This is a genomic window from Streptosporangium sp. NPDC001559 (genome assembly GCF_042893955.1).
Classification (GTDB): Bacteria; Actinomycetota; Actinomycetes; order Streptosporangiales; family Streptosporangiaceae; genus Streptosporangium.
On record NZ_JBIAVG010000007.1, the window covers coordinates 259009 to 283413 of the forward strand.

Consider the following 24405-nt stretch of genomic DNA (forward strand, 5'->3'; position numbering starts at 1 on the left):
GTGGCGGTGACCGGCAGAGCGCGTCGTGAGGGCATGGAACTCCAACCATGGTCACGCAAGGTGTGAGGATAGATACGAAAGGTAGTTGTTTGTGATCAGAGGTGTAGTACCGGCGCGGTGACATTCGGATCACAGGTCACGGGCGGACTCGATGAGCTCGGGCAGGGAACGGGGGAGCGCCGAGGTGACGGCGTCCGCGCCGAGCGCGGCCTCGATCAGGTCGAGCGTCCGCAGCGCCCGCGCGGTGCCGAAGGTGTCCTCCAGCGTTCTGTACAGCTCGACCGCCTCGGTGGCGTTCGCGTCCCCACGCGCGTACTCGCCGGTGTGCAACGCGAGAAAGGCCGACAGCAGCAGCGCGTCGCCGAGGCCACGCCGGTCTCCGGCCTCACGAGCGGCGGCGAGTCCCTGTTCCGTCAGGGCGTAGGCACGCGCCGAGTCACCGACGAGGAGCAGGACGTAGGACAGGCCGATCAACGCTGCGGCGCTTCCGCCGGCGTCCCCGCTCCGTTCGGCGAGGACGCGGGCCGCCTCGTAGTCCCTGAGCGCCTCCTCGTACCGATTCTCCTGCCTGGCGAGCTGCCCACGGGTGGTGAGCGCGGTGACCAGATGGTGTTCGGCGCCGTCGTGCCCGGCCAGGGCGACAAGCCGCTCGCATCGGCGCCGGGCGGTGTCGAACAGTGAGCGGTCGATGGCCAGCTGGGCGGCTCCGGTCAGCGCCAGAAGACGGACGGACAGGGGAACCCGGTCGGCTCCGGGGAGTGAGAGCGCGCTCTCCAGCCGTCCCAGCCCCTCGGCGGCCTGCCCCTGCTCGAACCAGAACCGCCACAGCGCGGCGCACAGTCGCATGGCGACGTCCGGATCCGGATTCCGCAGCGCCCGATCAAGCACGGTGCGCAGGTTGTCCTGCTCCTGGGCGAGTACCGGTGACGTCACCGTGGCCTGCTCGGCCACCGCCAGGAAGTACGCGCTGTGACGCTGAGCCATCGTGTCGTGTTCACCCGCGCCGTGAAGCCGCGCGAGCCCGTATTCGCGGATGGTCGCCAGGAGCGTCACTCTGGGGACGGCCTGCACGAGACCGGCGTCGACCAGTTCTGTGAGGTTGCCGAGGAAGTCGGCGTCCCCGCTGACCGCCTGCGCCGCGGCGTGCGTGGCGCCGCCCGCGAACACGCTCAGGGCCCTGAACAACGCCTTGGCGGGTTCGGACAGCAACTGGTAACTCCACGCGATGGCGTCGCTCATCGTCTTCTGCCGGTCGGGAAGGTCATGGGGCCCGTCGGTCAGCAGCGGCAACCGTTGGTCCAGCCGGTCGAGCAGCTGCTCGGGGGACAGCAGCCGGACCCGGGCGGCGGCCAGTTCGATCGCCAGCGGCAGGCCGTCCAGACGGCGGCAGATCTCGGCGACCGTCACGTTTCCGGCCACGTCGACGCCACTCGCGCGGGCCCGCTCCACGAACAGTTCGCTTGCGGGTGAGGACACCGCGCATGAGGACGCGACCTCCAGCGGCGCGATCCGGTACTCCCGTTCGCCGCGCACCCGCAACGGGACACGGCTGGTGACGAGCGCGGTCACGCCCGGGCACGCGGTCAGCAGTCTGAGGACGTCGGTGCGCGCCCGCGCCACGTGTTCGAAGTTGTCGAGCACCAGCAGCGCCGCCTTCTCGCGCAACACGACGGCCAGCCGCTCGCCCACCGGGGTGGCGTCCCGATCGTCCAGACCGAATCCTCGCGCGACGGCGGCGATCACCAGATCCGGGTCACGCAACGGTGCCAGGTCGGCGAAGACGACACCGTCGGTGTAGTCCCCGGCGACCCGGAAGGCGACCTCCAGCCCCACCCGGGTCTTGCCCACTCCGCCGGGCCCGGTGAGAGTGAGAAGCCGGACCTCGCCTCCACCGAGCAATTCGGCCAACGCGGCCACCACGTCGTCCCGGCCGATCAACGGAGTCAGCGGCCGGGGGATCGGCGGATGGCCGGCCCGTGGGCGCACCGCGGCCAGCAACCGGGCTCGCTGCTCCGGCCTCAGCCCCAGTGCGTCCGCGAGCAGCGTCACGGTGTCCGGCCGCGGGGACCGATCCGGATCACGCTCCAGATCGCTGACCGCCCTGGCGCTGATTCCCGCTTTTCCGGCCAGCGCCTCCTGGGTCAGCCCCGCGGCGAGCCGTAATCGTCTGAGCACGGCCCCGAAATCGCTCATCGCATTTCATCCGGTGCTCGGTGAGCATTCGGTGGGTGAACGTCATCGCCGTCCGCGGCACGCCTGTTTAACATTGGCGTCGGCGAAAAGCGAAGACGGCACCTGAGAAATCCGAGGCGTGCCGAGTGGTGCGACGCCGTGAGCCGCGGATCACCGATCACCCCTACCCCGGGTTCATCCTCCTGATCATCAGAGTCAACCACGCTCAACCGTCGAAGGGAGAGGCCCATTTTTCCGGCATGGCCATTATCGGTGCCGGAGACCACCGAAATCGTGCCACGACAGGACCACGGTGAACCCGCCCGCACGCGGCCTTCATTGTTCAGACCAGACGAGGAGAAATCATGAGATTTTCCCGTGCCAAGGTCGACTGTTTGATGCGAAAAGGCAGAACCCCGACCTCCTCGCGTCCCGGGGAGAAGCGGTTGACGTTCAGCGCCCTGATCATGGCGCTGGTCCTGGTGGCCGTGTCCTTCGCGGCCGGCACGTCCACGCCGGCGTACGCGGACACGCGTTACGCGGAGATCGTGAATCGGATCAGCGGGTTGCGCGCCGACGTGATGTGGGCGTCCACCAATCCGAGGCAGGGCGTCTTCCTGTGGCCGGACAATGCCAACTACTCACAGGAGTTCGAGTTCCTCGACAGCGGAAATGGATACTTCCGCATAAAGGCGCGTCACTCCGGTCAGTGCCTGCAGCTCCTGGACGGTGACCCCCGCGAGGGCGTGTCCATCGTTCAGGACACCTACTGCGAGTCCGGGTACGCGCCGGCCGAGTGGCGCACCGATTACATCATCCCGCCGCACGAGCCCTGCGTGTGCTTCCCCGAGACCTACATGATCATCAGGAACCGCGCGAACGGCAGGTGCCTGGACGCCTCCTCCAGCGGTATACCCGGCCAGCAGGCACGCCTGCAGGCATGGAACTGCATCAGGACAGGTACGGAAGGGAACCGTTGGAACCAGGTGTGGGGCTTCCAGTACCCCTGGGGCAACCCTCCGGTCCACTGAGGTCATGACGCCGGGGAGTGAGGAACACTCCGTCCGCCGTCGTCCGGGCGACTCTTCGGGCGGCGGCGGGCAAAGCGGAGCATCCCCCAGGGCCGCGGGCGGGCGTGCGGCACCGTGAAACCCACCGGGAACGTCGGCGTTGCCTCACGCTGCGGACGGTGTGACGACGTATGCGATTCATTCGGCATTCATGCCGAATGATCAGAATTTTGTCGTTTATGCCTGTTCCGGCTGCTCCTGGCGGCCGACGCGGGCAGCCGTTCGCTCATTGAAAGGCAGTTCGCCTGTGAATGGCAGTATCTCTCGGACCACCCGCCCGTTATCCGGCCGACCGGCCCGCGGAATCCTGATCGCCGGCGCGATGGCGCTCGGCATGATGGCCACACCGACGATCGCCAACGCGGCATCCGTCGCGCCCGTCACAAAAATCACAAAAGCCACAGAAAACGTGGTCGCCCCGGCGAGCTCCCTGGCATCGGTCGCCTGGCCGGGCGGTGCCTCGGTGTCCACCGCCGACGGATCGAACGTCTTCGGTGAGGACCTCAGCGGTCTCCACCAGACCGGCGGGGTGCTGTGGGGCGCGCAGAACAGCGGCAGGCTGTGGCGCCTGGTCCCGAACGGCTCCGGCGGCTGGAAGCCCGACACCACCGGCGGCTGGACCTCCGGCAAGACGCTTCGCTTCCCCGGCGGCTCCGGCGCCCCCGACAGTGAGGGCGTCACCGTCACCGGCTCCGGCGCGGCCGGAGGGGTGTTCGTCTCCAGCGAGCGCAACGGTTCCGGCAGCAGTCGGCTCTCCGTCCTGCGCTACGACGTCTCCGGCAGCGGCACGACGCTGACCGCGACCAAGGAGTGGAATCTCACCGCGAGCCTGCCGTCCGTGGGCTCCAACCTCGGCTTCGAGGGCATCACCTGGATTCCCGACGGCTACCTCACCGGCGCCGGGTTCAAGGACGCCTCGACCGGTACGGCCTACGACCCCGGTGGCTACGGCGCTCACACCGGAGGTGTTTTCTTCGTCGGCGTCGAAGGCACCGGCGTGATCCACGGCTATGTCCTTGAGGACTCCGGGGCCTTCACCCGGGTCTCCTCGACCAGCAGCGGCATGGCCGGTGTCATGGAACTGCAGTGGGAACCGCAGGCCTTCCGTCTGTGGGCCGTCTGCGACGACAACTGCGGCGGGCAGCACCGCACCCTGAAGGTCGACGCCTCAGGGGTCTTCGCCGTCACCGCGGTCTACGACCGGCCCACCGGCATGCCCGACTACAACAACGAGGGCTTCTCCCTCGCCGGAGCCGACGAATGCGTCAACGGGTCCAAGCCCGTCTACTGGGCCGACGACGACAACGACGGAGGCCACGCCATCCGTAAGGGCACCGTCACCTGCTGACCGGCCGTCGAGAACACGTGCCCGGGCGACCCGGCGGCACCGGACGGCGCCAAAGCGTCCCTGCCGGTCGTGTCGCCCGGGGCGGTACCGTCCGCCTCGGTCAAAAGCGGCACCCTCAAAGCGGCACCGTCAAAGCGGCACGGTGTCGAGGGGGATCGGCTGGAACATCTCCGGTTCGTCCTCGGGGACCAGTGCCGTGGGGCCGTAGATCCAGTCGACGAACGAGTAGTCGTAGACGTCGCGGCCACGCAGGAGGGCGTTGCGCCGCAGCCTCAGGACGCCTTCGAGGTGCCACAGCTCGCCCCATGTCCGGGCGGTGGTGACGACGCGGCGGCAGTGCTCGGGCCGTACGGCCTCGTAGGCGGCCAGTGCCGCGTCCCAGTCGACGCCGGAGCCGTCACCGGTCCGTCGCGCGCGCTGGGCGGCGACGTGCTCCCCGAGTACCCAGCCGTCCTCGATCGCCATGATCGCGCCCTGCGCCATGTACTGCAGGGGCGGGTGAGCCGCGTCGCCGAGCAGCGCGATCCGGCCGGTCACCCAGGTCATGATCGGGTCGCGGTCGTACATCCGCCACCACCGGTCGCGCCACATCAGCGGCAGCCCCTTCTGGACCCGCTCGCAGGTTCCCGCGAACGCCGCGTCCAGTTCGTCCGGTGTTCCCCAGTCGTCCTCGCCGGCCAGCGCCTTCGGTGACTCGAACACGGCGACCTGGTTGAACATCTCACCGCCCCGCAGCGGGTACTGGACGAAGTGACAGCGAGGGCCGACGTACACGACGACGTCCCTGTCGTGGATGCCGTTGTCGGCGACCTTCTCGAACGGCACGGCGCCACGGTAGGCGACGTACGCCGAACTCACCGGCTCGTCCTTGACCAGCAGCTCGCGGGCGACCGAGTGCAGCCCGTCCGCGGCGATCACCACCTCCGCCTCGTCGGCGCCGCCGTCGGCGAAACGGACCCTGGCGCCACCGGCGACGTTCTCGTACGACGTGCAGTGGGCGTCGGTCAGGAGCTCGACACCCGCCCGCTCGCAGGCGCGGAGCAGGATCCCGTGCAGGTCGCTGCGGTGGATCACCAGGTAGGGGTAGCCGTAACGGCGTTCCAGGTCGCGCAGGTCCAGCCGGGTCAGGTCGTCGTCGTCCACGGCGTCCTTCATGACCATGGCCTCGGGCAACACGCCGAGGGAGGCCGCTTCCTCCAGCAGTCCGTAGCGGTCCAGGATGCGGGTGCAGTTCGGCGCCAGCTGGAGGCCCGCGCCGACCTCGCCGAACACCGACGCCCGCTCGTGCACCCTGACCCGCAGCCCCTGGCGGGTCAGGGCGAGCGCCGCGGACAGGCCGCCGATGCCGCCCCCGACGATGATCACGTCAGCGCGGGTTGAGGGGAAGACGCCCATGGGATCGGTCCTTCTCGTCACAGCCACGGAGGCAGAGTCGGTGGGAGGCCGCCGCCGACGGCGGTCACCCCGGTCGCGGGACGTCCGGCCAGGTAGGCGGTGACGTCGGCCAGGGACCCTTCTACGCCGGGTACCGCGTCGAGGCCCCGCTTGGCGAGGACGTCCTCCCGCAGGGCCAGCAGGAAGCCGTCGGGAAGGTCGGCGAAGGTGAGCCCGGTGGCGAGGTCCACGGCGTGCACCATGACCTCCCGGCTGCGCATCCACGGAACCTCGCTCGCCGGCACGGTACGGCCTTGCGCGGTCACCACCTGGACCCGCCACGCCTCGTCGGGCAGCGCCGCCATCGCGGTGGACAGGGCCGCGGCGGACTCGGCGAACCACCGCGACAGTTCGTCGGCGCCCAGCCGGGCACCCCGCTCGATCCCCTCGGCGCGTTCCTGCGGAGAGTCGTACATCGGGGTCCTCTCACCGGTGCGCGCCCAGTGGATCAGGTTGCCGACCGCCTCGGCGTTCGCGGCCAGATGCGCCACGAGGTGCTTGCGCGTCCAGCCGGGCAGGGCCGAGGCGGCGCCGTACTCCTTCTCGGACAGGCCGGTGATCGCCGACACGCACAGCCGGGTCCCTGTTTCGACCCACGCGAGTGTGGTGGCGAGGTCGCGTGCCATCACGGGCCTTCGGGGACGACGCGGTTCTCAAGGCGGCCGAGACCCTCGATCTCGGTCACGACCAGCTCGCCGCCCTTCAGGAAGACCGGTGGCCTGCGGGCGTGACCGACCCCGCCGGGGGTGCCGGTCGCGATCACGTCGCCCGGGTTGAGACGCACCATCGTCGAGACGTAGCGGATCAGGTGGACCGGGTCGAAGAGCAGGTCGCCGGTGTTGTCGGACTGCGTCACCTGACCGTCGATCTCGCAGCGGATGCCGAGCGCCGGCCGCGGACCGGTCTCGTCGGCGGTGACGAGGAACGGGCCGATCGGGGTGGTCGAGTCCCAGTTCTTGCCCTGCAGCCATTCCCGGGTCCGGAACTGCCAGTCGCGGCACGTGATGTCGTTGAGCACGGTGAACCCCGCGATCGCGGCGACCGCCTGCTCCTCGTCCGCCCGGCGTATCTGCTGGCCGACGACGACGGCGAGTTCGGCCTCCCAGTCGAACTGCTCGGTCTCCTCGGGGCGCCGGATGTCGTCGGTGGCGCCGATGAGGGTGTCGGTGAACTTGGAGAAGAGGGTCGGGTACTCCGGGAGGTCGCGGCCCATCTCCTTGATGTGGTTCTGGTAGTTCAGCCCGACGCAGATGACCTTGCCGGGCCGGGGCACGACCGGGGCCAGGTCGGCTCCGGCGAGCGGGTGCCGGGGGCCGTCGGCCGTCGCGGCGGCCGCGAGACCGCCGGGCGCGGCCAGCACGGCGCCGACGTCGGGCAGGCCCACCTCGACGAGTTGGTCGCCGTCGACGCGGACGGCGGCGGTGCGCTGGTCACCCAGGCGGATGGTGGCGAGCTTCATCGGCTGTCCCTCTCGGTGTGGCTGCGAAACAGGTTGAGCTTGGTGAAGATCGGGGCGTCGCCGAACTGGAACAGGTCGAGCGCGCCCGAGTCGGAGTCGGACGCCGACGCCTCCGAGCGGATGGAAAGCGGCTGCCAGGACGGAACGACGAAGAGATCTCCGCGGGTCACCGTCCAGGACCGGTCGCCGACGGTGACCCGGCCGGACCCGTCGAAGACCTGGTAGACCGACGAGCCGGTCTCCCGGTACGGCGCGGTCTCCGTGCCCGTGGTGATCCGGTGGAACTGCGCCCGGATCGTCGGCAGCACGTCGTCGGAGGTGGTCGGGTTGGTGTAGCGGACCAGGGCGTGGCCCAGCTCGACCGTGGCCGGGTGGCCCTCCCGCTCCAGCGTGAGCTGGCCGGTCAGCGCGGCGTCGGTGTCCGCCCAGCGGTAACGCAGAAGGGGTGTGCCCTCGCGGCGGCCGAGCTGTGAGACCGGTGCCAGGCCGGGGTGTCCCCAGAGCCGCTCGGCGCGGGAACGATCGGGGGTGGCGTGCTCCTCCTCGGTGAGGGTGTCCCGGCCGAAGTCGAAGAACTGCCCCTCGATGCCGTACTGGAACGGGATGTCGAGCCCGTCGATCCAGGCCATCGGCGTGCTCGCCGAGTTGTGGTGGGCGTGCCAGTGCAGGCCGGGCTGGGGAAGGAAGTCGCCCCGGCGCATCGGCACCGGGTCGCGCTCGACCACGGTCCACACGCCCTCACCCTCGACGACGAAGCGGAAGGCGTTCTGGGTGTGCCGGTGCTCGGGCGCGTCCTCGCCCGGCATCAGGTACTGGATCGCGGCCCACAGGGTCGGGGTCGCGTAGGGCTTGCCGCCCAGGCCCGGATTGGCCAGCGCGATCGCGCGGCGCTCGCCGCCGCGGCCGACCGGGACCAGATTCCCGGAACGGCCGGCGAGTTCGAGCAGCTCGCTCCAGTTCCAGCGGTGCGGCCGGGCCTTGGAGCGCGGGTGCCGCGGCATCAGGTCGCCGATCTCCGTCCACAGCGGGACGAGCAGCGCCTTCTCGAACCCGCGGTAGAGGTCCTCGAGCTCGGGGCTGACGGGAGGCTGGTCGGGCCGGTCCTCAGCGGTGACGCTGACCGGCGACGTGATGGCGTGCGCGTCGGACATGGTCCTGACTATCCGCTGACGCGACGGATCAGGAACAGAGGATTCTGCACAGCAGAACAGGTTGTGTCAGGATCGGACCATGGTGAAGCCGATGAAGACTCCGCCGGCCTACGCCTCGAACAGCGTCGACCACGCCCTCAGGCTCGCGCAGATCCTCCAGCTCGACGGGGCGATCACGGTCTCCGCGGCGGCCGAACGGCTGGGCGTCGCCCGTTCCACGGCCCACCGGCTGCTGACCGCGCTGGTCTACCGCGACTTCGCGGTGCAGGACGAGGACCGGACCTACCGGGTGGGACCCATCCTCGCCCTCGCCGAGCGGGCCCAGTCCGACGTCGGCACGCTCCGGGCGGCGGCCCTCGGGCCGATGCGGGCCCTGGTCGACCGGATCGACGAGACCGTCAACCTCAGCATCCGCACCGGCAGGAACGTCCGGTTCATCGCCTCGGTCGAGTGCGCCCAGGCCCTGCGGGTGGGCAGCCGCGAGGGCATGGTCTTCCCGGCCCACCAGGCGACCGGCGGCCTGGTGGCGTTGGCGGCGCTCCCGGACGAGGAACTCGTGACCCTGTACGCCGCCGACGACCGGCACGACCCCGCCGAGGAACTGCCCGACCTGACGAGGCTTCGCCGTGAGCTCCGCTCTGTACGGCTCAGCGGCGTCGTGCTCAACCTTGAGCGCACCGAGCGAGGCGTGACCGCGATGGGGTGCGCGGTGAGAGATCGCTCCGGCGCGACCGTCGCGGCGCTGTCGATCTCGATGCCCAGCGTCCGCTACTCGCCGGAGCAGGTCAAGCCGCTCACCGCGGCGCTCACGGCCGCCGCCGACGCGATCACGCGCGCCCTCTGAGGCTCAGCGGCGGGCGATCAGCGCCTCGCCGATCGCCGTCATGGCGTCGGCGAGCTGCTCCATGAACTCCGAGATCGGCTTGCCGTCCTCCGACTGGAGTGAGACGAACGCGCCGTCGAACCCGGCCATGCCGAAGTGGGCGAGGGCGTCCGCGACCGCGTTCGCGGCCTCCTCGCCCTCGCTCAGGAACGAGGAGCGGACCATGTGCCGCATGTAGTCGCGGCCCTCGTCGCGGACCGCGATCACGGTTCGCAGCGCCTCCGGCGCCTCGGCCGCCTCGTTGCTCATGACCAGCACCAGCAGCAGGCGCAGGAACTCCTCCCGGTGCTCGAAGACCTCGCCGGTCCTGCGCAGGTACCACCCGAGACGCTCGCGCGGGGTGCCGCCCTCCGGCGGGTTCCGGTGGGCTTCGCGCATGGCGTCGAAGTAGTCGCTCGCCCCCTGGGACATGACGGCCGACAGCAGCCCCGCCTTGGACTCGAAGTGGTGGTAGAAGGCGCTCCTCGGCAGGCCCGTCTCCTTGATGAGCGTCGACATCGACGTGCCGGCGTAGCCACGCACGGACATCACCCGGGCGGTCGCGTCGAGGATCTCCTGGCGTGACCGACGGCCTCGGCGGTTCCCGGTCTGCGCCTTCGGCGCGGGCTTGTCCACCCGCCGAATTCTAGGGACCCGGAGGGCGGCTCTTGACACATCGCCGCTGGTCATTGTTACCCTCCTCACTATCGTACCGACCGATCGGTCCAAAACTGCCGCGCCGAGCACACGCGGCCAGGACAACGGAGTCAGCGCATGACCGAGAGCTACGACGCGGATGTCGCGATCATCGGATACGGCCCGACCGGTGTGATCGCCGCACTCACCCTCGCCAGGTACGGAGTCTCCGCCGTCGCCCTCGAACGGGACAGGGACATCTACCCCCGAGCCCGGGCCGTGACCGTCAACGACTGGACGATGCGGATCTTCCAGGATCTCGGCATCGACGAGCGGATCGAGAAGAAGATCGACCCCCAGCGGGCCCTGCGCTGGGTGACCTACGACGGCACGGAGATCATGCGGGTCGAGCACCCGCCCTCGACGCTGGGCCGCAAGCCGCGCTTCTACAACATCTACCAGCCGACGATGGAGACCGAACTGCGCGCCGCCACGCTGGAGTACGGCGACCGCATCACCGTCCACTACGGCGCCGAGGTCACCGGAATCGACCAGCACGACAAGGGCGTCACCGTCACCGCGACGGACACCGCGACCGGTGAGACCCGCACCGTCCGCGCCCGGTACGCGATCGGCGCCGACGGCGGCAGCAGCAGGACCCGGGACGAGGTGGGCTGCCGGTTGCTGGGCGACACCAACGACGTCACATGGGTGGTCATCGACTGCCGCGTCAAGCGGTGGTGGCCCGACCGCGACTTCCTGACCTTCTGGTCCGACAAGGAACGCCCGGTCGTCGACATCGCGCTGTCCGCAGGCAACCACCGCTGGGAGATCCCGCTCAAGCCCGACGAGTCCCCGGCGGACTACCCGACCAGCGCCGAGGTGTGGCCGCTGCTCCAGGCGCTCGGCGTCACGGAGGAGGACGTCGAGATCCACCAGCACGCCTTCTACCGGCACCACACCCGGATGGCCGACACCTGGCGCCGGGGCCGGGTCTTCCTGGCCGGCGACGCGGCCCACCTGATGCCGCCGTGGGCGGGCGCCGGAATGCAGACCGGAATGCGCGACGCCCACAACCTGTGCTGGAAACTCGCCCGCGTGATCAAAGGCGAGCTGCCCGAGAGCTGGCTGGAGACCTACGAGGCGGAGCGCCGCCCGAACGCCGCCTTCTACACCGGCCTCGCGGTCCAGCTCGGGCGGGTCATCAAGCAGGAGCTGTCCGAACAGGAGCAGGACGCGATGAACGCGGCGCCCCAGGACACGGTCACCCCGTTCGAGCCGCCGCTCATCGCCCCGCCGGTACTTGAGGGCGGCTGGATCAGGGGTCCGCTGGGCGACGCCAGCATCGTCGGCCGGATGGTCCCGCAGCCGATCGCCGGCGACGCGATCGGCCGGATGGTACGCCTGGACGACCTCCTCGGCGACGGCTTCGTGCTGCTCGGCGACGACGTCGACCCCGCGACCCTGCTGACGGCGGAGGAGAAGGCGGACTGGGACGCGCTCGGCGCGCGCTACGTCGCGGTGCGGCCGAAGACGGCGTACACGCGGGGGCCGGACGAACTGGTCGACCTGGACGAGGTCCTCCTGCCGTGGCTGCGCAGGTACGGCGCCCGTGCCGTGGCGCTGCGCCCCGACAGGTTCGTCGCCGCGTCCGACGTCGGCGGCCTCGCCGTACCCGCCCTCGCCATGCCCGCCTGAGAAACCTGAGAACCTGAGAAGAAGGAGAACAGAGATGCCCCGAGTCAAGGAGCTCGGTTACGTCGTCTACGAGGTCAGCGACCTCGCCGACTGGGAGCACTTCGGCGTCGAGCTGCTGGGCATGCCGATCGGCGAGAGGACCGGCACCGGGTTCACCCTGCGCACCGACGAGAAGGCCCATCGCTGGATCGTCACCGAGGGTCCCGCCGACGACCTGGTGGCCACGGGCTACGAGGTCGTCGACACGGCCGAGCTCGACGCGCTGGTCGAGAAGGTGCGCGCGGCCGGGATCGAGGTCACCGAGGGCGACTCCGCCCTCGCCGCCGCCCGCAAGGTGGAGCGGATCTTCGTCACCGCGGACCCGATGGGCAACCGCATCGAGCTGGTCACCGGCCTGGCCGACGCCGGCACTCCGTTCGAGTCCGCCAAGCTGCTCGGTGACTTCGTGACGGGCGCAGGCGGCGCGGGCCACCAGGTCCTCCTGGCGCACGACGTCTCCCGGGAGACCTACCTGGGCTTCTACATCGACCTGCTCGGCTTCAAGGTCAGCGACATCATCGTCGAGGAGGTGACCCCGGGCGTGGTCGCCGACCTGATCTTCCTGCACTGCAACGGCCGCCACCACACCGTGGCCTTCGGCGACCTGCCGTCGCCGAAGAGGACCCACCACTTCATGGTCGAGGTGACCGACATCCGCGACGTCGGCAGGGCCTACGACCGGTGCATGGACGCCAAGCAGCCGTTCGAGATGACACTCGGCATGCACCCGAACGACCACATGTTCAGCTTCTACGTCTTCACGCCCTCGGGCTTCAGCGTCGAGTACGGCTGGGGCGGGCTGATCATCGACGACGAGACGTGGGAGGTCAGGACGCTCGACAAGCTGCACAGCTGGGGTCACCGCCCCTCGGCCGTCGTCGCCGAACTGCTCGCCGCCGCACCCGCACCGAACGGAGAAGACCACTGATGACCCTCGACCCCAAGGACATCGCCCGCACGGTCCAGACGAACGACTGGAAGCTCCGCTACTACGAGGCGGGCTCCGGCCACCCGGTCGTCCTGCTGCACGGCAGCGGGCCGGGCGCGACCGGGTGGAGCAACTTCGCGGGCAACATCGAGGCGCTGGCCGAGCACTTCCACGTGTACGCCGTCGACATGCCCGGTTGGGGCGAGTCGGACCCCGCGACCGTCGACCGGCTCGACCACGTGGAGGCGGTGATCCAGTTCCTGGACGCCCTCGGCATCGAGAGGGCCGCGTTCGTCGGCAACTCGATGGGCGGTCAGACCTCGCTGCGTCTGGCCACCGAGCACCCGGACCGGATCTCGCACCTGGTCACCATGGGTCCGCCGGTCGGCCGGATGCCCACGCTCTTCGGCGCCGGTGGCGGCCCCTCCGAGGGTCTCAAGGTGCTGATCGAGGCCTACCACGACGCGAGCCCGGAGAACATGCGCAGGCTTGTCGAGATCATGGTCTACGACAAGGCCCGGTTCGCCACCCCCGAGCTGTGCCAGGCGCGTTCGGACGCCGCGCTCGCCCGTCCGGACCATCTGCGCAACTACGTGGACGGCCTGCCGAAGGGCGCGCCGCTGCCGAAGTGGGTCAGGCCGGAGGCGTTGCCGGCGATCCAGGTGCCGACCCTGCTCATCCACGGCCGCGACGACCGCGTCGTCTCGTTCGAGACCTCTCTGTACCTGCTGGCGAACATCCCGAACAGCAGGCTGGTGCTGCTCAACCACTGCGGGCACTGGGCGATGATCGAGCACGCCGACGAGTTCAACCGGCTGGTCACCGACTTCGTCGCGAACAACTGACCCGGCCGATCGGCCCCGGCCGTCAGCCGGGGCCGTCGACGCGGCGGGCACGACCGGGGTGAGCCCGTACTCACGTCTGCGGCGGTTGCCGTACCCGGGCGGCCTCGCGGGTGAGGTGGTCGCGTTCCGGCAGGCTGGTCGCCGCACGGGCGGCCTCGGCGTACAGTTCGGCGGCCTGCGCGAGGTCACCGGTGCGTTCGATCAGGTAGGCCCGTACCGCGGCGTAACGGGGCAGGCCGGGGCTCACCTCGGCCAGTGCCGCCAGGCCCGCCCGCGGCCCGTCGGCCTCGCCGACCGCCACCGCGCGGTTGAGCCGTACGACCGGGCTGCCGGTCAGGAGCAGCAATTCGTCGTACCACTCCACGATCTGCGGCCAGTCGGTCTCGGAGGTGCTCCGGGCGTCCGCGTGCAGGGCGGCGATCGCGGCCTGCGCCTGGTACTCGCCCAGCCGGTCGCGGGCCAGCGCCGCCTGCAGGATCGTCACTCCTTCGGCGATCAGGCGGGTGTCCCAGCGCGACCGGTCCTGCTCTGCGAGCGGCACCAGGCGCCCCCCGGGGCCGGTGCGGGACGCCCGGCGCGCGTGGTGCAGCAGCATGAGCGCGAGCAGCCCCGCGACCTCGGGCTCGCCGGTCAGGGCGAAGAGCAGGCGGGTGAGGCGGATCGCCTCGGCGGCCAGGTCGACGTCCCCGCCGTGCCCCTCGTTGAAGACGAGGTAGAGCACACGCAGCACCGTGGCCACGTCACCGGGCTGGTTGAACCTGACGGACGAGACCGTCCGCTTGGCCCTGCTGATGCGCTGGGCCATGGTCGCCTCCGGTACGAGGTAGGCCTGCGCGATCTGGCGTGTGGTCAGGCCGCCGACCGCGCGCAGCGTGAGCGCGACGGCCGAGGCCGGCGTCAGGGACGGGTGGGCGCACAGGAAGTACAGCTGGAGCGTGTCGTCCACGGCCCCGCCGGGACCCGGTACTGGCTCGGCCTCGACGCTTGTCTCGCGGTGCCGCCGGGAGGCGTCGGCGCGGGCGGTGTCGAGGAACTTGCGCCAGGCCACGGTGACCAGCCAGCCCTTGGGGTCGTCCGGTGGGTCGTCCGGCCACACGCGTACGGCCTTGACCAGGGCGTCCTGTACGGCGTCCTCGGCGGCGGCGAAGTCGGCTCCGCGGCGGACGAGGACGCCGATCACCGTGGGGGTGAGGGCCCGCAGCAGGGACTCGTCCACGTGCGTCAGTCCGTGATGGCCGGAAGCTCACCCAGGAACGGGCGCACCTCCAGCCATTCGTGGATCGGCTTCCCGCCCGCGCCCGGAGCCGCCGACAGCTCGCCCGCCAGTTCGAGCGCCCGCTCGTAGCCGTCGACGTCGATCACCAGCCAGCCGGCGATCAGATCCTTGGTCTCCGGGAACGGGCCGTCGGTGACCGGGGGCCGCCCCTCGCCGTCGTAGCGGACGAACGTGCCCTCCGGGGAGAGCGCGTGGGTCTCGACGAACTCGCCCGTGCTCTCCAGCCGGGCGATGAAGTCCAGCATGTACTGCACGTGGGCCGAGACCTCCTCCGGCCTCCACTGGTCCATCGGCACGTCGTTGACCGATGCGGGAGCGCCCCGGTAGTGCTTGAGCAGCAGGTACTTGGCCATGAGTTCTCCTTGGTGTGGTCGGGGTCGTTCTCAGGCGTTCTCACGCTCGGCCCGCAGCCGGATCAGTTCCTCGACCGCGCTCGGCAGGGTCGTCTCGAAGTCGATCAATTTCGCCCACGTCGGGGTCACCACGATCCGGACCATGCCGTCGTAGAGCGAGCGGACCTCGGCCTCCCACTCGACCCGCTGTTCGGGGGTCATCTCGTACGAGCCGTTGATCTGGAGGTACTCGTCCGGGATGCCGTCGACGACGTCCAGCCCGGCCCGTCCGCGGATCAGCAGGATCTTGGGCGGGTGCACCTCGGTGTCGATCGTCAGGGCGACCATCGGGTTCTCACGCAGGGCCGGAAGCTTCGGGGCGTTCTTCGTGGTGCACATGACGATCTCCGAGCCGTTCCAGGTGAACGCGATCGGAATGTTCCTGGGCGTGCCGTCCTTGGCCACGTACGCCAGCCGGGCCACGTGACGGGCCAGCAGCTCCCGGCTGGTCGGCCGGTCCAGAATCTCGGTGATCTCGTTCGCTCTCATGGCCGTTCCTCCAGGGTCGTTGTCGTGATCCGCCCCGGGGACGGAGCCGTCGGAGCGTTCTCGACATCCGCCGGCTCCGAATCTCAGATTATTTCCGGCCACCTCCGCCGAGACGGTCGTCCGCGCTGCGGGACCCGCCGGTCGTGAGCCCCGGGGGTGAACCGACCGACCATGCCGGTGGGGTCACCACGCCGCTCGGAGATCTGTGCCGACGCGTCTCCTCCGTGAGCGACAGGCGGCCGGGGAGATCGGTGAGACGTTCGACGCGGAGCACGGTCTCGTCCGCCGCCGGTGACGGTCCACCGGTGACGAAGTCGACGCCGCGGTCCAGCCAGACACCGGTGAGCCCGGCGAGGACGGCCGCGCGCACGTCGCTTTCCAGCATGTCGCCCACGTTGACCGCCCGCGCCGGGTCCGTTCCCATCCACCGGCAGGCGGCGGCGTAGGCGGCGGGCTTGGCCGTACCGAGCTCGGTCGGGGTCAGGACGGCCTCGAAGTACTCCAGGAGGCCGAAGCGGGCGAGCTTGGCGCGCTGCTGTCCGGGGTCGCCGTTGGTGAGAACGGCCAGACGCGGTCCATGGGGGAGTCGTTTCAGGGTCTCCAGGCATGGCCGGACGTCGGGATAGCTCCGCCAGGACTTCTCGAACACGGTGAGGTAGCGCTCGGCGATCCAGGAGTCCAAAAGAGTGGGGTCTTCCGGGACCGGCTCGCCGAGCATGGGCAGGAAGGAGCGGACCCTGCGCCGGTGGTGTTCGGCGAAGGAACACCGACCGGCCAGGTACTCCCGCATGTGGCGTCCCTCCAGCGTCCACCACGACGTCACCAGCTCCTCCGGTGGAGCCGTCGCGTTGGGCGCGGCCCGGATGATCTGACCGATCGTTTCCAGGACCGCGCTTCGGTGATCCACCAGGGTGCCGTCCAGGTCGAAGAAAATCACATCCGCCATGGCAGGATCATCCCTTGGCGCCCGGCCCGGCACGCGAGGGGCGGAGCGGGGGGCCCGTCGGAAAACCGTTTGAGGCCTCCTGCCGCGTTCCCGTAGCTTGCCCCAAGCACCGTCGTCGTGAGGACAGAGGACAAGACCGCGTGACCCCGCCTGCTCTTTGACCTGACACGTTTCTTCGCTCACCTGTAGCCGACGCTCTCGTCGGTTCCGCCGGGCTGCCCTCGCGCGCCCGGTCCTACAGCGTTTGAGGCCGCGCGTAATCGGTCTCGTGTCAGGTCTAGAGAGATCATGTCTTCACAACCTCATATCGTGCTGCCCTGGGTCGTCCGTCGGACCAGGCTTCCTCTGCTGTCGTCGCGGTGCGTGGACTGCCGGTCGGAGTCGGCCACCACCGGCGAGGGCAGGTTCCGCGTCAACGCCAACGGCAAACTGCTGGACGTGTGGCTGCTGGTCCGCTGCGTGTCCTGCGACCGGACGAGCAAGCTCACCGTGCACGAGCGGGCGCCCGTCAGGTCCCTCGATCCGGCCGAACTCGACGGCTATCTCGCCAACGATCCGGGACTGGTGGCGTCCAGGCTGCTGGACCCGCTGTTCGCCCAGCGCAATCACTTCACCCTCGACTGGACGGGGGCCTGGCGGCTGGAGACCCCGTCGGCATGGCTCGACGAGGCATGGCCGGTCCAGGTGGAGGTCACCTTCGACGATCCGGTGCCGGTTCGTCCGGAACGGCTCATCGCACGGGGGCTCGGCCTCAGCAGGAACGAGGTGCTGCGCCGGATCAAGTGCGACGTCTCGCTGCGCCGTACGACGAGCACCGGATTCACCTTCACCGTGATGGCTGAGAACTAGAGGCGGTGAGGCCGGGCGGTCCGCCCGGCCTCACCTTCTCCGGAGCCGTTGTCACGCGCCGGGCCGTACGAGGCCGCTCTCGTAGGCCAGAATGACCAGCTGGACCCTGTCGCGCACGTTCAGCTTGGCGATGGCCCTGGTGATGTGGGTCTTGGCGGTGAACGGGCTGATGACGAGGCGCTCGGCGATCTCGTTGTTGGAGAGTCCGAGCGCCACGAGCTTGACCGTCTCCAGTTCCCGGGAGGTGAGGGCGGCCATTCTCCGCCCCGCGTCAGGCGTGAAGTCCTGCCGGTGGGCGAACCGCTCGACGACGCGGCGAGTGACGCCCGGCGACAGGAGCGCGTCCCCGCCGGCGACGGCGGCGACCGCCCGGCGGAGTTCCGCGGGCTCGACCTCCTTGGTGAGGAAGCCGCTGGCTCCGGCGCGCAGGGCGGCGAAGACATGTTCGTCGGTGTCGAACGTGGTGAGGATGATGACGCGGCAGCCCAGGGCGGCCGGGTCGGTGACGATGCGGCGCGTGGCGGTGATCCCGTCGGTGCCCGGCATGCGGATGTCCATGAGAACCACGTCAGGGCGGGTGCTCACGGCCAGCCGTACGGCTTCGTCGCCGTCCTGGGCCTCGCCGACGACGGTGATGTCCCGGGAGCGGGCCAGCAGGCTGCGGAAGCCGGCCCGTACGAGCGCCTGGTCGTCGGCGAGGAGGACCTTGATCGTCATGCCATCGAGCCTGCCACAGGGATGTCGGCCCGTACGGCGAAGCCGCCACCGGGGACGGGGCCCGCGGTGAACTCGCCCCCGAGCGCGCTCACCCGTTCGCGCATGCCGGCCAGGCCATGGCCCTCGGTGACATCGGCGCCGCCCGGGACGCCGCGGCCGTCGTCGGTGATCTCGACGGTGATCGAGTGTGGCCGGTAGCCGATCGTCACCTCGGCCTTACTCGCCTCCCCGTGCTTGAGCGTGTTGGCGAGGGACTCCTGCACGACGCGGTAGACGGCGATGGCGGGAGTGGCGGAGACGGCCGCGCGGTCGCCGTGCTCATCGAGGATCACCTCAAGCCCGGCGGCGCGGATGTCCGCGATGAGAGCGTCCAGGGAGGCCAGGTCCGCCTGGGGCGCGGTGTCGGCCGGGCTGTCCCGCAGGGTCGCGATGAGCGAGCGGAGGTCGCTCATCGCCCGGTTCCTGATGTCCTTCGCCAGGCGTAGCGCGGCGGCGGCCTCGGCCGGGTCCTCCTGGAGGGTGTCGGCGGCGACGTTGAGCTGCACCCCGACGACGGCCAGGGTGTGCGCGATGATGTCGTGTACCTCGTGTGAGACGTGCAGCCGTTCCTCGGCGGCGCGAGCGCGGTTGTCGGCTTCGCGCAACCGCTCACGCCAGCGCGTCGTGGCGGCGTAGGTGAGGCCGGCGGCGATGAGGATCGCCAGGAGCAGTCCTTCCCCCACGACGTGGGTCAGGTAGTGGGTCGGGTTCCTGTCCAGGACCCAGCGGGCGTCGACCGCGGAGTAGACCAGCTGGGCCAGGCCGATGACGGACACCCAGCGCACACGTGGTGTGGTGGCCACGGTGAAGTAGGCGACCGCGACCGGCCAGATCCAACCGGGGGGAGACCAGTGTCCGGTGAGGTGGTAGACGAAGACACCGCCGATCGACAGCAGCAGCACGGTCATCGGCCAGCGGCGTCTGACCAGCAGGAGCGCTCCGAGAAACAGACCGAGGGGGATCTGGCCCTGCCAGGGGTTGCGCACCCCGGTGGCGAGGGCCACGGCGACGAAGAAGACCAGGGTGAGGACGGCGAGTGTGATGTCGATGATCCGGGCGAAGTGCCGGACAGGAGTGGGTTCGCGCCGTGCGGGCGACTCGGCCATGGGGAGGCTCTTTCCTGGGGGTGACGCCGGGACTGGGCGTACCGGACCGCGTCGCCCGGATGGTCCCATGGGCGACGCCGTCGGCATGCTGGGTCTCCGTGGTCATGTGGACCGGCGGACTCAAGACCGCGGAGACTCCGGATCCGCTCAGACGTGGGTGACCAGGAGGGTCACGCCCGCCTCACCGCCGCAGTCGACGAAAACAGGGCCGACACCGTTACCGATCCCGGGGGAGAGGGTCGCCTTCGCCACGAATCCCTTCGGGTCGTCCTTCACGATGCGGATGTTCCGCAGCGTCGGGTGCTCCATGTCGACTCCGGCGAGCACTGCCTTGAGCTCCTTGCCGCCGCCGCAGTGGCCGGTGATCGTCACCTCCTGGCCCCGCTTGGTGGTGGGGTTGGGACTGACCTGAACCACGGCCCTGGCTCCCTTCGGCGGCTTCGGAACGGCCGTCGCAGCGGTGGCCTCGCCGGCCGTACCGATCTGGGCGCCGGCCGGTGCCCAGGCCGATCCCAGCAGACCGGCCGTCAGGCTCAGCCCGGCGATCGCCGTCATCACTCGCTTGTTCATGGTGATTCCTCCAGCTTTCGTCTCGTTGTTTCGAGGGGAAACGTTAGGCCGGGCAGCGGAGGGAAGGCGTCGTCCGTCGATCGTCACCTGATCTTGCACCGTTCGCCGTACGCGTTACTCCGAAAGGAGTAGGCAGGCCGGTGACCCGCGCCCTGAATCCGCAGGTCCACCGCTGACGGCCGGATCCGGTCGTGAGCGTCATCCCTGAAAACGATCTCCGTCGAGCGCTACCTTCCTGGGTTGAGCCGGAGGTCCTCCTCACGCCAGAGGCGGCAGCCGTACACGACTGACACCGTGAACAGGGTGAAACGTGCACTCGTCATCGCCGCCCTGGCCCTCACACTGGTGGCCGGATGCGGCTCCACCCCACCGCAACGCCTGACGATCCCGAAGCCGACGGGTCCGCATCCGGTGGGGACCGTCTCGGTCCACCTGGTCGATCAGTCCCGTTCGGATCCCTGGAAGGGCTCCGGCAGGAAGCGGGAGCTGATGGTCAGCCTGTGGTACCCGGCCCGGGACGCGCAGGCCCACCCGATCGCCCCCTGGATGCCGAAGGCGGCGGCGGAGCAGTACCTGAAAATGAACGACCTGGATCCGGGCTCGTTGCTGATGGACAGGACCGACGGCCACGAGGGCGCGCCCGCCGACACGAGCCTGGGCGAACTGCCGGTCATCCTGTACTCGCCGGGCGCCAACGCCTCGCGCGCGTACGGGACCGGCGTCGTCGAGGAACTGGCCAGCCGGGGATACGCGGTGGTCGCCGTCGATCATCCCTATGACGCGGCGGTGGTGGAGTTCCCCGGCGGCCGGGTCGAGGCGGGTGACGAGGTGACCGACTTCGCCAAGGCGGTCGATGTCCGGGTGGCCGACGTGCGTTTCGTCCTGGACAGCCTGCCCTCCCTGGAGGACAAACTGCCCGGCCGTAACGGGAAGCCGCTCTTCGACCTCGCGCGGATCGGGATGTTCGGGCATTCGCTCGGTGGCGCGGCCACCTCCTCCGCCATGTACGCCGACCCGCGGATCAAGGCGGGGCTCGGCCTGGACGGCGCCGTCTTCGGCGAGGTCGCGCAGTCCGGACTCGATCGGCCGTACATGGTGGTGGACACCGACGGGAAGGGCGGCATGGCGACCAATCCGACACTGCGCACCTTCTGGGATGGGCTGCGGGGCTGGCGGCTCAACGTGACCCTCAAGGGCGCGGCCCACAACTCCTTCGGCGACGACGTCCTGCTCATCCCCCTGTCGGCCAAGCCGCTGGGACTGGGCAAGGAGCAGCTTGAGGAGGTCGTCGGCACGATCCCGGCCGAGCGGGCGCTGGCCTTCCAGCGCGCCTACCCGCTGGCCTTCTTCGAGCAGAACCTGCGCGGCCGTCCGCAGGCGTTGCTGCGGGGCCCGTCAGCGGCCTTCCCCGAGGTCTCCTACCGCCGCTGACGGCATCCGCCCGCCGGCCGTGACCAGGCCGCCCTCGTAGGCGGCGATGACGAGCTGCGCCCGGTCGTGCGCGGAGAGCTTGGCCAGCAGGCTGCGGATATGGGTCTTGACCGTCGCCTGCCCGATGCCGAGCCGCTCGGCGATCTGCGGGTTGGTCAGCCCCTGGGCCACCAGCAGGAGCACCTCCCGCTCCCGACCGGACAGCTGGGTCAGCCCCGCCGCCAGCCGGGCCGGGATCCCGGTGAATCCGGCCCGGGCGAACTCCCCGATCAGTCGCGTGGTGACCGACGGGGCCAGCAGCGCCTGTCCTTCCCCCACGATGCGCAGCGCCTCCAGCAGGTCTCCCGGCCGGGTGTCCTTCAGCAGGAATCCGCTGGCTCCGGCCCGCAACGCCCCGTAGACGTACTCGTCGAGATCGAACGTGGTCAGCATCACCACCCGCGTCCCGGCGGTCACCGGGTCGGCCCGGATCAGTTCGGTGGCCTTGATTCCGTCGAGGCCGGGCATGCGGACGTCCATGAGCACCAGATCGGGCCGGAGGTCGCGGGCCAGCTCCACGGCCTGCTCTCCGGTCCCTGCCTCGCCGATGATCTCCAGGTCGGGGACGGTGCCGATCAGTCTGCACAGCCCCGCGCGCAGCAACGCCTGGTCCTCGGCGACCAGCACCGTGAACGTGCTCATTTCTCGTCCTTCCCGGAATCGCCCGGCGACAGCAGTCTTGCGCGGACGGCGAAGCCACCTCCGGGCACCGGCCCGGCCGAGAACGTTCCGCCGTACAGGATCACCCGCTCCTCCAGCCCGGCCAGCCCGTGGCCCCCCTCACGCGGGCCACCCCCACGACCGTCGTCGACGACCTCGACCACCAGCCCATGCTCCGCCCGAGGGCCGACGGTCACCCGGCATCGTGCCGGGCCGGCGTGTTTGAGCACGTTGGTCAGCGACTCCTGCACGAGGCGATAGACGACGAGGGCCTCCTCGTCGCCGAGCGCGAGGCCGGGCTCGACGTCGAGCTCCACCCGTACGTCGCCGGCCGGAATCGCCGCGACCAGCTCGCGCAGCGAGTCCAACGTGTACGGCGGGCCGTCCCGGTCTCCTGAGGCGTCGCGGAGCAGACCGAGGAGCCTGCGCAGGTCCGCCAGCGCCTTCCTGCTGGTCTCCTCGATGATCGACAGGGCCTCGCTCGCCTCCTCGGGGTGCGTGGCGGCGATGTGGTTGGCGATGCCGGCCCGCATGGAGATCAGCCCCATGCTGTGGGCGACGACGTCGTGCACGTCACGGGCCATGCGCAGCCGTTCCGCCGTGGCCGCGGCCTGCGCCGACCGCGCGACGGCCTGCGCGGCGTACGCGCGCTGCTCCCGTACGGCAAGCCCGATCGTCCACGCCAGGCCGAGCGCCAGCCAGGCGAATCCGCACGTTGACGCGGCCTCCGCCCATGAGGGCGAGCCGATCGTGGAGCCTGCGGCGATCACCGCCAGCGCGGACACCAGCGTCGCCGTCGCCGTCCCGCGCGCCTCCAGCAGCGCCACCGCGTGCAGCGCGACCGCCAAGGGCACGAACGACTCCTCCCAGCCGGTGAACGGCGCGAGCACCGCCGCCACCAGGACCAGCACGCAGACCGGCACCGGCCACCGGCGTCGGCCCGCCAGCGGCAGGCAGGCCAGCGCGATCACCGGCACGGCCGTGTACGTCGGCACTCGGGCGGACTCCGGCACCAGCACCGCCGACGCCGAGAACCCGGCGGCCAGGGCGACGGCCGTGAACGCGTCGACGGCGACCCAGTGTCCCGGCCGCAGCCTGCGCGCGATCAAGGGACGCCGTTCGGCCATGCGCCCACCCTAGACGGACGGGCCATATGAGGATGAATTCCCGGGGCCGGGCCAGTTCAAGGACCACGCCGTTCTCGGCGAAGAAGCCGCCGATCAAGGCCACACGGCAGGCCTCACCAGGCACTACGGCTCCGCATCGAATCTCATGATCACGCGGCTTCGCCGTCGGGTACGGCTCCAGCCGGGCAAATCGTGTTCGTCAAACTTGTCATGGAACGTCTGACTGATGAGAAGATCGGGGGTGCTCCGAATAGCAAAAGCGGTACTCGCGAAGTTGCCGGAACCGCTGCACGCGCTTGCGCTGAAGCACCGCGAACTGCTGAAGTTCACAGCGGTCGGTGGAACGGCGTTCCTGGTGGACAACGCGATGTTCTATGGGCTGAAGCTGACCGTTCTGGAACCGAAGCCCGTGACCGCGAAGATCATCGCGGTGCTCGTGGCGACGATCGTGTCCTACGTGCTGAATCGCGAATGGTCGTTCCGGGCCAGGGGCGGCCGTGAGCGCCGTCATGAGGCGGCGCTGTTCTTCCTGGTCAGCGGCGTCGGCCTGGTGCTCAACTCGGCACCGCTATGGGTCTCCCGATACGCGTTCGGCCTGGAGACCCCAGATGTGAGCCTGATGACCCAGGAGATCGCCGACTTCGTGAGCGCGCAGGTCGTCGGCACGCTGATCGCCATGGTCTTCCGCTTCTGGGCGTTCCGGAAGTGGGTCTTCCCCGAAGAGAAGATCCGGCCCGGCCGCGTGCGGCTGGCCCCCGCTCCCGATGCCACGGACGAGGCGGCTTGACTGCGGCGAATCCAGAAGCAGGATCGCGCCGTTCTTCGTCGAGTGTTGTGGTGTTCCCGGCGGATGACACTTTCGTCGGCCAGGGGAAAAGCGGGATGGAACTCGGTGGACAAGACGGCTGGTGGTGTTCCCGGCCGGTTTGAAAAGCGGTCTTTCCCGTAACGTCTCCGGCCGCCGGGGTTCGGTCCTGGCGGTGCCGAGTGTGTCGTGTCCGGACCTGTCATGACCGGACCGCGAAGGAACGCTTCACCGCGAACCCCGAACGGTGCCGCCCGCGACCCATCGCGGGCGGCACCGTTTCCCTTCCGGGAAGGGTTGGCTCAGCGCCCAGACGT

Annotated in this window: 25 protein-coding genes; 9 read left to right on the forward strand and 16 right to left on the reverse strand. The window is 70.0% G+C overall.

What is annotated here, in order from left to right; genetic code table 11:
- Positions 1 to 129: 129 nt before the first annotated feature.
- Complete coding sequence (locus ACFYY8_RS18190; protein WP_390042130.1) at positions 130 to 2193, reverse strand: ATP-binding protein; 2064 nt, start codon at positions 2191 to 2193, stop codon at positions 130 to 132.
- 344 nt (positions 2194 to 2537) lie between these two features.
- On the opposite strand from ACFYY8_RS18190, the gene ACFYY8_RS18195 reads away from it, so the two are divergent.
- On the forward strand, positions 2538 to 3203 hold the full coding sequence (locus ACFYY8_RS18195; RefSeq protein WP_390042132.1) for an RICIN domain-containing protein: 666 nt from the start codon (positions 2538 to 2540) through the stop codon (positions 3201 to 3203).
- 216 nt (positions 3204 to 3419) lie between these two features.
- On the opposite strand, the gene ACFYY8_RS18200 is transcribed toward ACFYY8_RS18195, so the two are convergent.
- Positions 3420 to 3713: a hypothetical protein gene (locus ACFYY8_RS18200; protein ID WP_390042134.1), complete on the reverse strand. Its 294-nt coding sequence runs from the start codon at positions 3711 to 3713 to the stop codon at positions 3420 to 3422.
- Here ACFYY8_RS18200 and ACFYY8_RS18205 point away from each other — a divergent pair.
- Positions 3706 to 4590, forward strand: a complete 885-nt coding sequence (locus tag ACFYY8_RS18205; protein ID WP_390042136.1) for an esterase-like activity of phytase family protein — start codon at positions 3706 to 3708, stop codon at positions 4588 to 4590. The two genes, ACFYY8_RS18200 and ACFYY8_RS18205, sit on opposite strands and share 8 nt — an antisense overlap.
- 129 nt (positions 4591 to 4719) lie before the next feature.
- Here the strand turns inward: ACFYY8_RS18205 and ACFYY8_RS18210 are convergent, their stop codons facing one another.
- Genes ACFYY8_RS18210 through ACFYY8_RS18225 form a run of 4 tightly spaced genes read right to left on the reverse strand, consistent with a single transcriptional unit; the run spans position 4720 to position 8634 of the window.
- Complete coding sequence (locus ACFYY8_RS18210) at positions 4720 to 6012, reverse strand: FAD-dependent monooxygenase (protein ID WP_390042138.1); 1293 nt, start codon at positions 6010 to 6012, stop codon at positions 4720 to 4722.
- Positions 6003 to 6650 (reverse strand): maleylpyruvate isomerase N-terminal domain-containing protein, encoded by a 648-nt coding sequence (locus ACFYY8_RS18215; protein WP_390042141.1) that lies wholly within the window; start codon positions 6648 to 6650, stop codon positions 6003 to 6005. The genes ACFYY8_RS18210 and ACFYY8_RS18215 overlap by 10 nt, the downstream gene beginning before the upstream one ends.
- Entirely contained in the window at positions 6650 to 7483 is an 834-nt protein-coding gene (locus ACFYY8_RS18220; protein ID WP_390042144.1) for a fumarylacetoacetate hydrolase family protein, read from the reverse strand. Before ACFYY8_RS18220 ends, ACFYY8_RS18215 begins: the two co-directional genes overlap by 1 nt.
- Positions 7480 to 8634, reverse strand: coding sequence for a cupin domain-containing protein (locus tag ACFYY8_RS18225; protein WP_390042146.1), 1155 nt, complete (start codon positions 8632 to 8634; stop codon positions 7480 to 7482). The genes ACFYY8_RS18220 and ACFYY8_RS18225 overlap by 4 nt, the downstream gene beginning before the upstream one ends.
- Before the next feature lie 91 nt (positions 8635 to 8725).
- On the opposite strand from ACFYY8_RS18225, the gene ACFYY8_RS18230 reads away from it, so the two are divergent.
- Positions 8726 to 9478, forward strand: coding sequence for an IclR family transcriptional regulator (locus ACFYY8_RS18230; protein ID WP_386196880.1), 753 nt, complete (start codon positions 8726 to 8728; stop codon positions 9476 to 9478).
- A gap of 3 nt (positions 9479 to 9481) precedes the next feature.
- Here the strand turns inward: ACFYY8_RS18230 and ACFYY8_RS18235 are convergent, their stop codons facing one another.
- A complete protein-coding gene (locus ACFYY8_RS18235; protein ID WP_390042149.1) occupies positions 9482 to 10132 on the reverse strand; it encodes a TetR/AcrR family transcriptional regulator in 651 nt (216 codons plus the stop codon).
- 138 nt (positions 10133 to 10270) lie between these two features.
- Between ACFYY8_RS18235 and ACFYY8_RS18240 the strand changes: the two genes are divergently transcribed.
- The 3 genes from ACFYY8_RS18240 to ACFYY8_RS18250 are packed head-to-tail and all read left to right on the forward strand — an operon-like array spanning position 10271 to position 13642.
- Positions 10271 to 11830, forward strand: coding sequence for a bifunctional 3-(3-hydroxy-phenyl)propionate/3-hydroxycinnamic acid hydroxylase (locus tag ACFYY8_RS18240; protein WP_390042151.1), 1560 nt, complete (start codon positions 10271 to 10273; stop codon positions 11828 to 11830).
- A gap of 34 nt (positions 11831 to 11864) precedes the next feature.
- A complete protein-coding gene (locus tag ACFYY8_RS18245; RefSeq protein WP_390042153.1) occupies positions 11865 to 12797 on the forward strand; it encodes a VOC family protein in 933 nt (310 codons plus the stop codon).
- Entirely contained in the window at positions 12797 to 13642 is an 846-nt protein-coding gene (locus tag ACFYY8_RS18250; RefSeq protein WP_390042155.1) for an alpha/beta fold hydrolase, read from the forward strand. Before ACFYY8_RS18245 ends, ACFYY8_RS18250 begins: the two co-directional genes overlap by 1 nt.
- A 70-nt stretch (positions 13643 to 13712) precedes the next feature.
- On the opposite strand, the gene ACFYY8_RS18255 is transcribed toward ACFYY8_RS18250, so the two are convergent.
- From ACFYY8_RS18255 to ACFYY8_RS18270, 4 genes are all read right to left on the reverse strand, one after another.
- A complete protein-coding gene (locus ACFYY8_RS18255; RefSeq protein WP_390042157.1) occupies positions 13713 to 14858 on the reverse strand; it encodes an RNA polymerase sigma factor in 1146 nt (381 codons plus the stop codon).
- A gap of 5 nt (positions 14859 to 14863) precedes the next feature.
- On the reverse strand, positions 14864 to 15271 hold the full coding sequence (locus tag ACFYY8_RS18260; protein WP_390042159.1) for a YciI family protein: 408 nt from the start codon (positions 15269 to 15271) through the stop codon (positions 14864 to 14866).
- A 30-nt stretch (positions 15272 to 15301) separates the two neighbouring features.
- Positions 15302 to 15799 (reverse strand): pyridoxamine 5'-phosphate oxidase family protein, encoded by a 498-nt coding sequence (locus ACFYY8_RS18265; RefSeq protein WP_390042161.1) that lies wholly within the window; start codon positions 15797 to 15799, stop codon positions 15302 to 15304.
- Positions 15800 to 15887: 88 nt separating this feature from the next.
- Positions 15888 to 16745: an HAD family hydrolase gene (locus tag ACFYY8_RS18270; RefSeq protein WP_390042163.1), complete on the reverse strand. Its 858-nt coding sequence runs from the start codon at positions 16743 to 16745 to the stop codon at positions 15888 to 15890.
- 309 nt (positions 16746 to 17054) lie between these two features.
- Here ACFYY8_RS18270 and ACFYY8_RS18275 point away from each other — a divergent pair, with 309 nt between their 5' ends.
- The gene (locus tag ACFYY8_RS18275) at positions 17055 to 17594 is read left to right on the forward strand and encodes a DUF1062 domain-containing protein (RefSeq protein ID WP_390042165.1); all 540 of its coding nucleotides are present in this window, start codon (positions 17055 to 17057) and stop codon (positions 17592 to 17594) included.
- A gap of 51 nt (positions 17595 to 17645) precedes the next feature.
- Here ACFYY8_RS18275 and ACFYY8_RS18280 read toward each other — a convergent pair whose 3' ends face one another.
- From ACFYY8_RS18280 to ACFYY8_RS18290, 3 genes are all read right to left on the reverse strand, one after another.
- Positions 17646 to 18311: a response regulator gene (locus ACFYY8_RS18280; protein ID WP_390042167.1), complete on the reverse strand. Its 666-nt coding sequence runs from the start codon at positions 18309 to 18311 to the stop codon at positions 17646 to 17648.
- Positions 18308 to 19456 (reverse strand): sensor histidine kinase, encoded by a 1149-nt coding sequence (locus ACFYY8_RS18285; RefSeq protein ID WP_390042169.1) that lies wholly within the window; start codon positions 19454 to 19456, stop codon positions 18308 to 18310. Before ACFYY8_RS18285 ends, ACFYY8_RS18280 begins: the two co-directional genes overlap by 4 nt.
- Positions 19457 to 19603: 147 nt before the next feature.
- Entirely contained in the window at positions 19604 to 20026 is a 423-nt protein-coding gene (locus ACFYY8_RS18290) for a hypothetical protein (protein WP_390042171.1), read from the reverse strand.
- A 303-nt stretch (positions 20027 to 20329) separates the two neighbouring features.
- Between ACFYY8_RS18290 and ACFYY8_RS18295 the strand changes: the two genes are divergently transcribed.
- Positions 20330 to 21457, forward strand: coding sequence for an alpha/beta hydrolase family protein (locus tag ACFYY8_RS18295; protein WP_390042173.1), 1128 nt, complete (start codon positions 20330 to 20332; stop codon positions 21455 to 21457).
- On the opposite strand, the gene ACFYY8_RS18300 is transcribed toward ACFYY8_RS18295, so the two are convergent.
- Positions 21422 to 22138 carry a response regulator gene (locus ACFYY8_RS18300; protein WP_390042175.1) on the reverse strand — a complete coding sequence of 239 codons (717 nt, stop codon included), beginning with the start codon at positions 22136 to 22138 and terminating at the stop codon, positions 21422 to 21424. The genes ACFYY8_RS18295 and ACFYY8_RS18300 overlap by 36 nt on opposite strands.
- Positions 22135 to 23283 (reverse strand): sensor histidine kinase, encoded by a 1149-nt coding sequence (locus ACFYY8_RS18305; protein WP_390042177.1) that lies wholly within the window; start codon positions 23281 to 23283, stop codon positions 22135 to 22137. The genes ACFYY8_RS18300 and ACFYY8_RS18305 overlap by 4 nt, the downstream gene beginning before the upstream one ends.
- Before the next feature lie 226 nt (positions 23284 to 23509).
- Here ACFYY8_RS18305 and ACFYY8_RS18310 point away from each other — a divergent pair, with 226 nt between their 5' ends.
- Positions 23510 to 24070 carry a GtrA family protein gene (locus tag ACFYY8_RS18310; protein WP_390042179.1) on the forward strand — a complete coding sequence of 187 codons (561 nt, stop codon included), beginning with the start codon at positions 23510 to 23512 and terminating at the stop codon, positions 24068 to 24070.
- Positions 24071 to 24405 lie beyond the last annotated feature (335 nt).

Bases quoted from the DNA above. Each gene is read 5' to 3' on its own strand.
- ACFYY8_RS18285 (WP_390042169.1), bottom strand. From the start codon at position 19,456: ATGGCCGAGTCGCCCGCACGGCGCGAACCCACTCCTGTCCGGCACTTC.
- ACFYY8_RS18215 (WP_390042141.1), bottom strand. From the start codon at position 6,650: ATGGCACGCGACCTCGCCACCACACTCGCGTGGGTCGAAACAGGGACC.
- ACFYY8_RS18240 (WP_390042151.1), top strand. From the start codon at position 10,271: ATGACCGAGAGCTACGACGCGGATGTCGCGATCATCGGATACGGCCCG.
- ACFYY8_RS18245 (WP_390042153.1), top strand. From the start codon at position 11,865: ATGCCCCGAGTCAAGGAGCTCGGTTACGTCGTCTACGAGGTCAGCGAC.
- ACFYY8_RS18265 (WP_390042161.1), bottom strand. From the start codon at position 15,799: ATGAGAGCGAACGAGATCACCGAGATTCTGGACCGGCCGACCAGCCGG.
- ACFYY8_RS18190 (WP_390042130.1), bottom strand. From the start codon at position 2,193: ATGAGCGATTTCGGGGCCGTGCTCAGACGATTACGGCTCGCCGCGGGG.
- ACFYY8_RS18260 (WP_390042159.1), bottom strand. From the start codon at position 15,271: ATGGCCAAGTACCTGCTGCTCAAGCACTACCGGGGCGCTCCCGCATCG.
- ACFYY8_RS18290 (WP_390042171.1), bottom strand. From the start codon at position 20,026: ATGAACAAGCGAGTGATGACGGCGATCGCCGGGCTGAGCCTGACGGCC.
- ACFYY8_RS18250 (WP_390042155.1), top strand. From the start codon at position 12,797: ATGACCCTCGACCCCAAGGACATCGCCCGCACGGTCCAGACGAACGAC.
- ACFYY8_RS18300 (WP_390042175.1), bottom strand. From the start codon at position 22,138: ATGAGCACGTTCACGGTGCTGGTCGCCGAGGACCAGGCGTTGCTGCGC.
- ACFYY8_RS18220 (WP_390042144.1), bottom strand. From the start codon at position 7,483: ATGAAGCTCGCCACCATCCGCCTGGGTGACCAGCGCACCGCCGCCGTC.
- ACFYY8_RS18230 (WP_386196880.1), top strand. From the start codon at position 8,726: ATGAAGACTCCGCCGGCCTACGCCTCGAACAGCGTCGACCACGCCCTC.
- ACFYY8_RS18195 (WP_390042132.1), top strand. From the start codon at position 2,538: ATGAGATTTTCCCGTGCCAAGGTCGACTGTTTGATGCGAAAAGGCAGA.
- ACFYY8_RS18225 (WP_390042146.1), bottom strand. From the start codon at position 8,634: ATGTCCGACGCGCACGCCATCACGTCGCCGGTCAGCGTCACCGCTGAG.
- ACFYY8_RS18270 (WP_390042163.1), bottom strand. From the start codon at position 16,745: ATGGCGGATGTGATTTTCTTCGACCTGGACGGCACCCTGGTGGATCAC.
- ACFYY8_RS18305 (WP_390042177.1), bottom strand. From the start codon at position 23,283: ATGGCCGAACGGCGTCCCTTGATCGCGCGCAGGCTGCGGCCGGGACAC.
- ACFYY8_RS18310 (WP_390042179.1), top strand. From the start codon at position 23,510: ATGAGAAGATCGGGGGTGCTCCGAATAGCAAAAGCGGTACTCGCGAAG.
- ACFYY8_RS18280 (WP_390042167.1), bottom strand. From the start codon at position 18,311: ATGACGATCAAGGTCCTCCTCGCCGACGACCAGGCGCTCGTACGGGCC.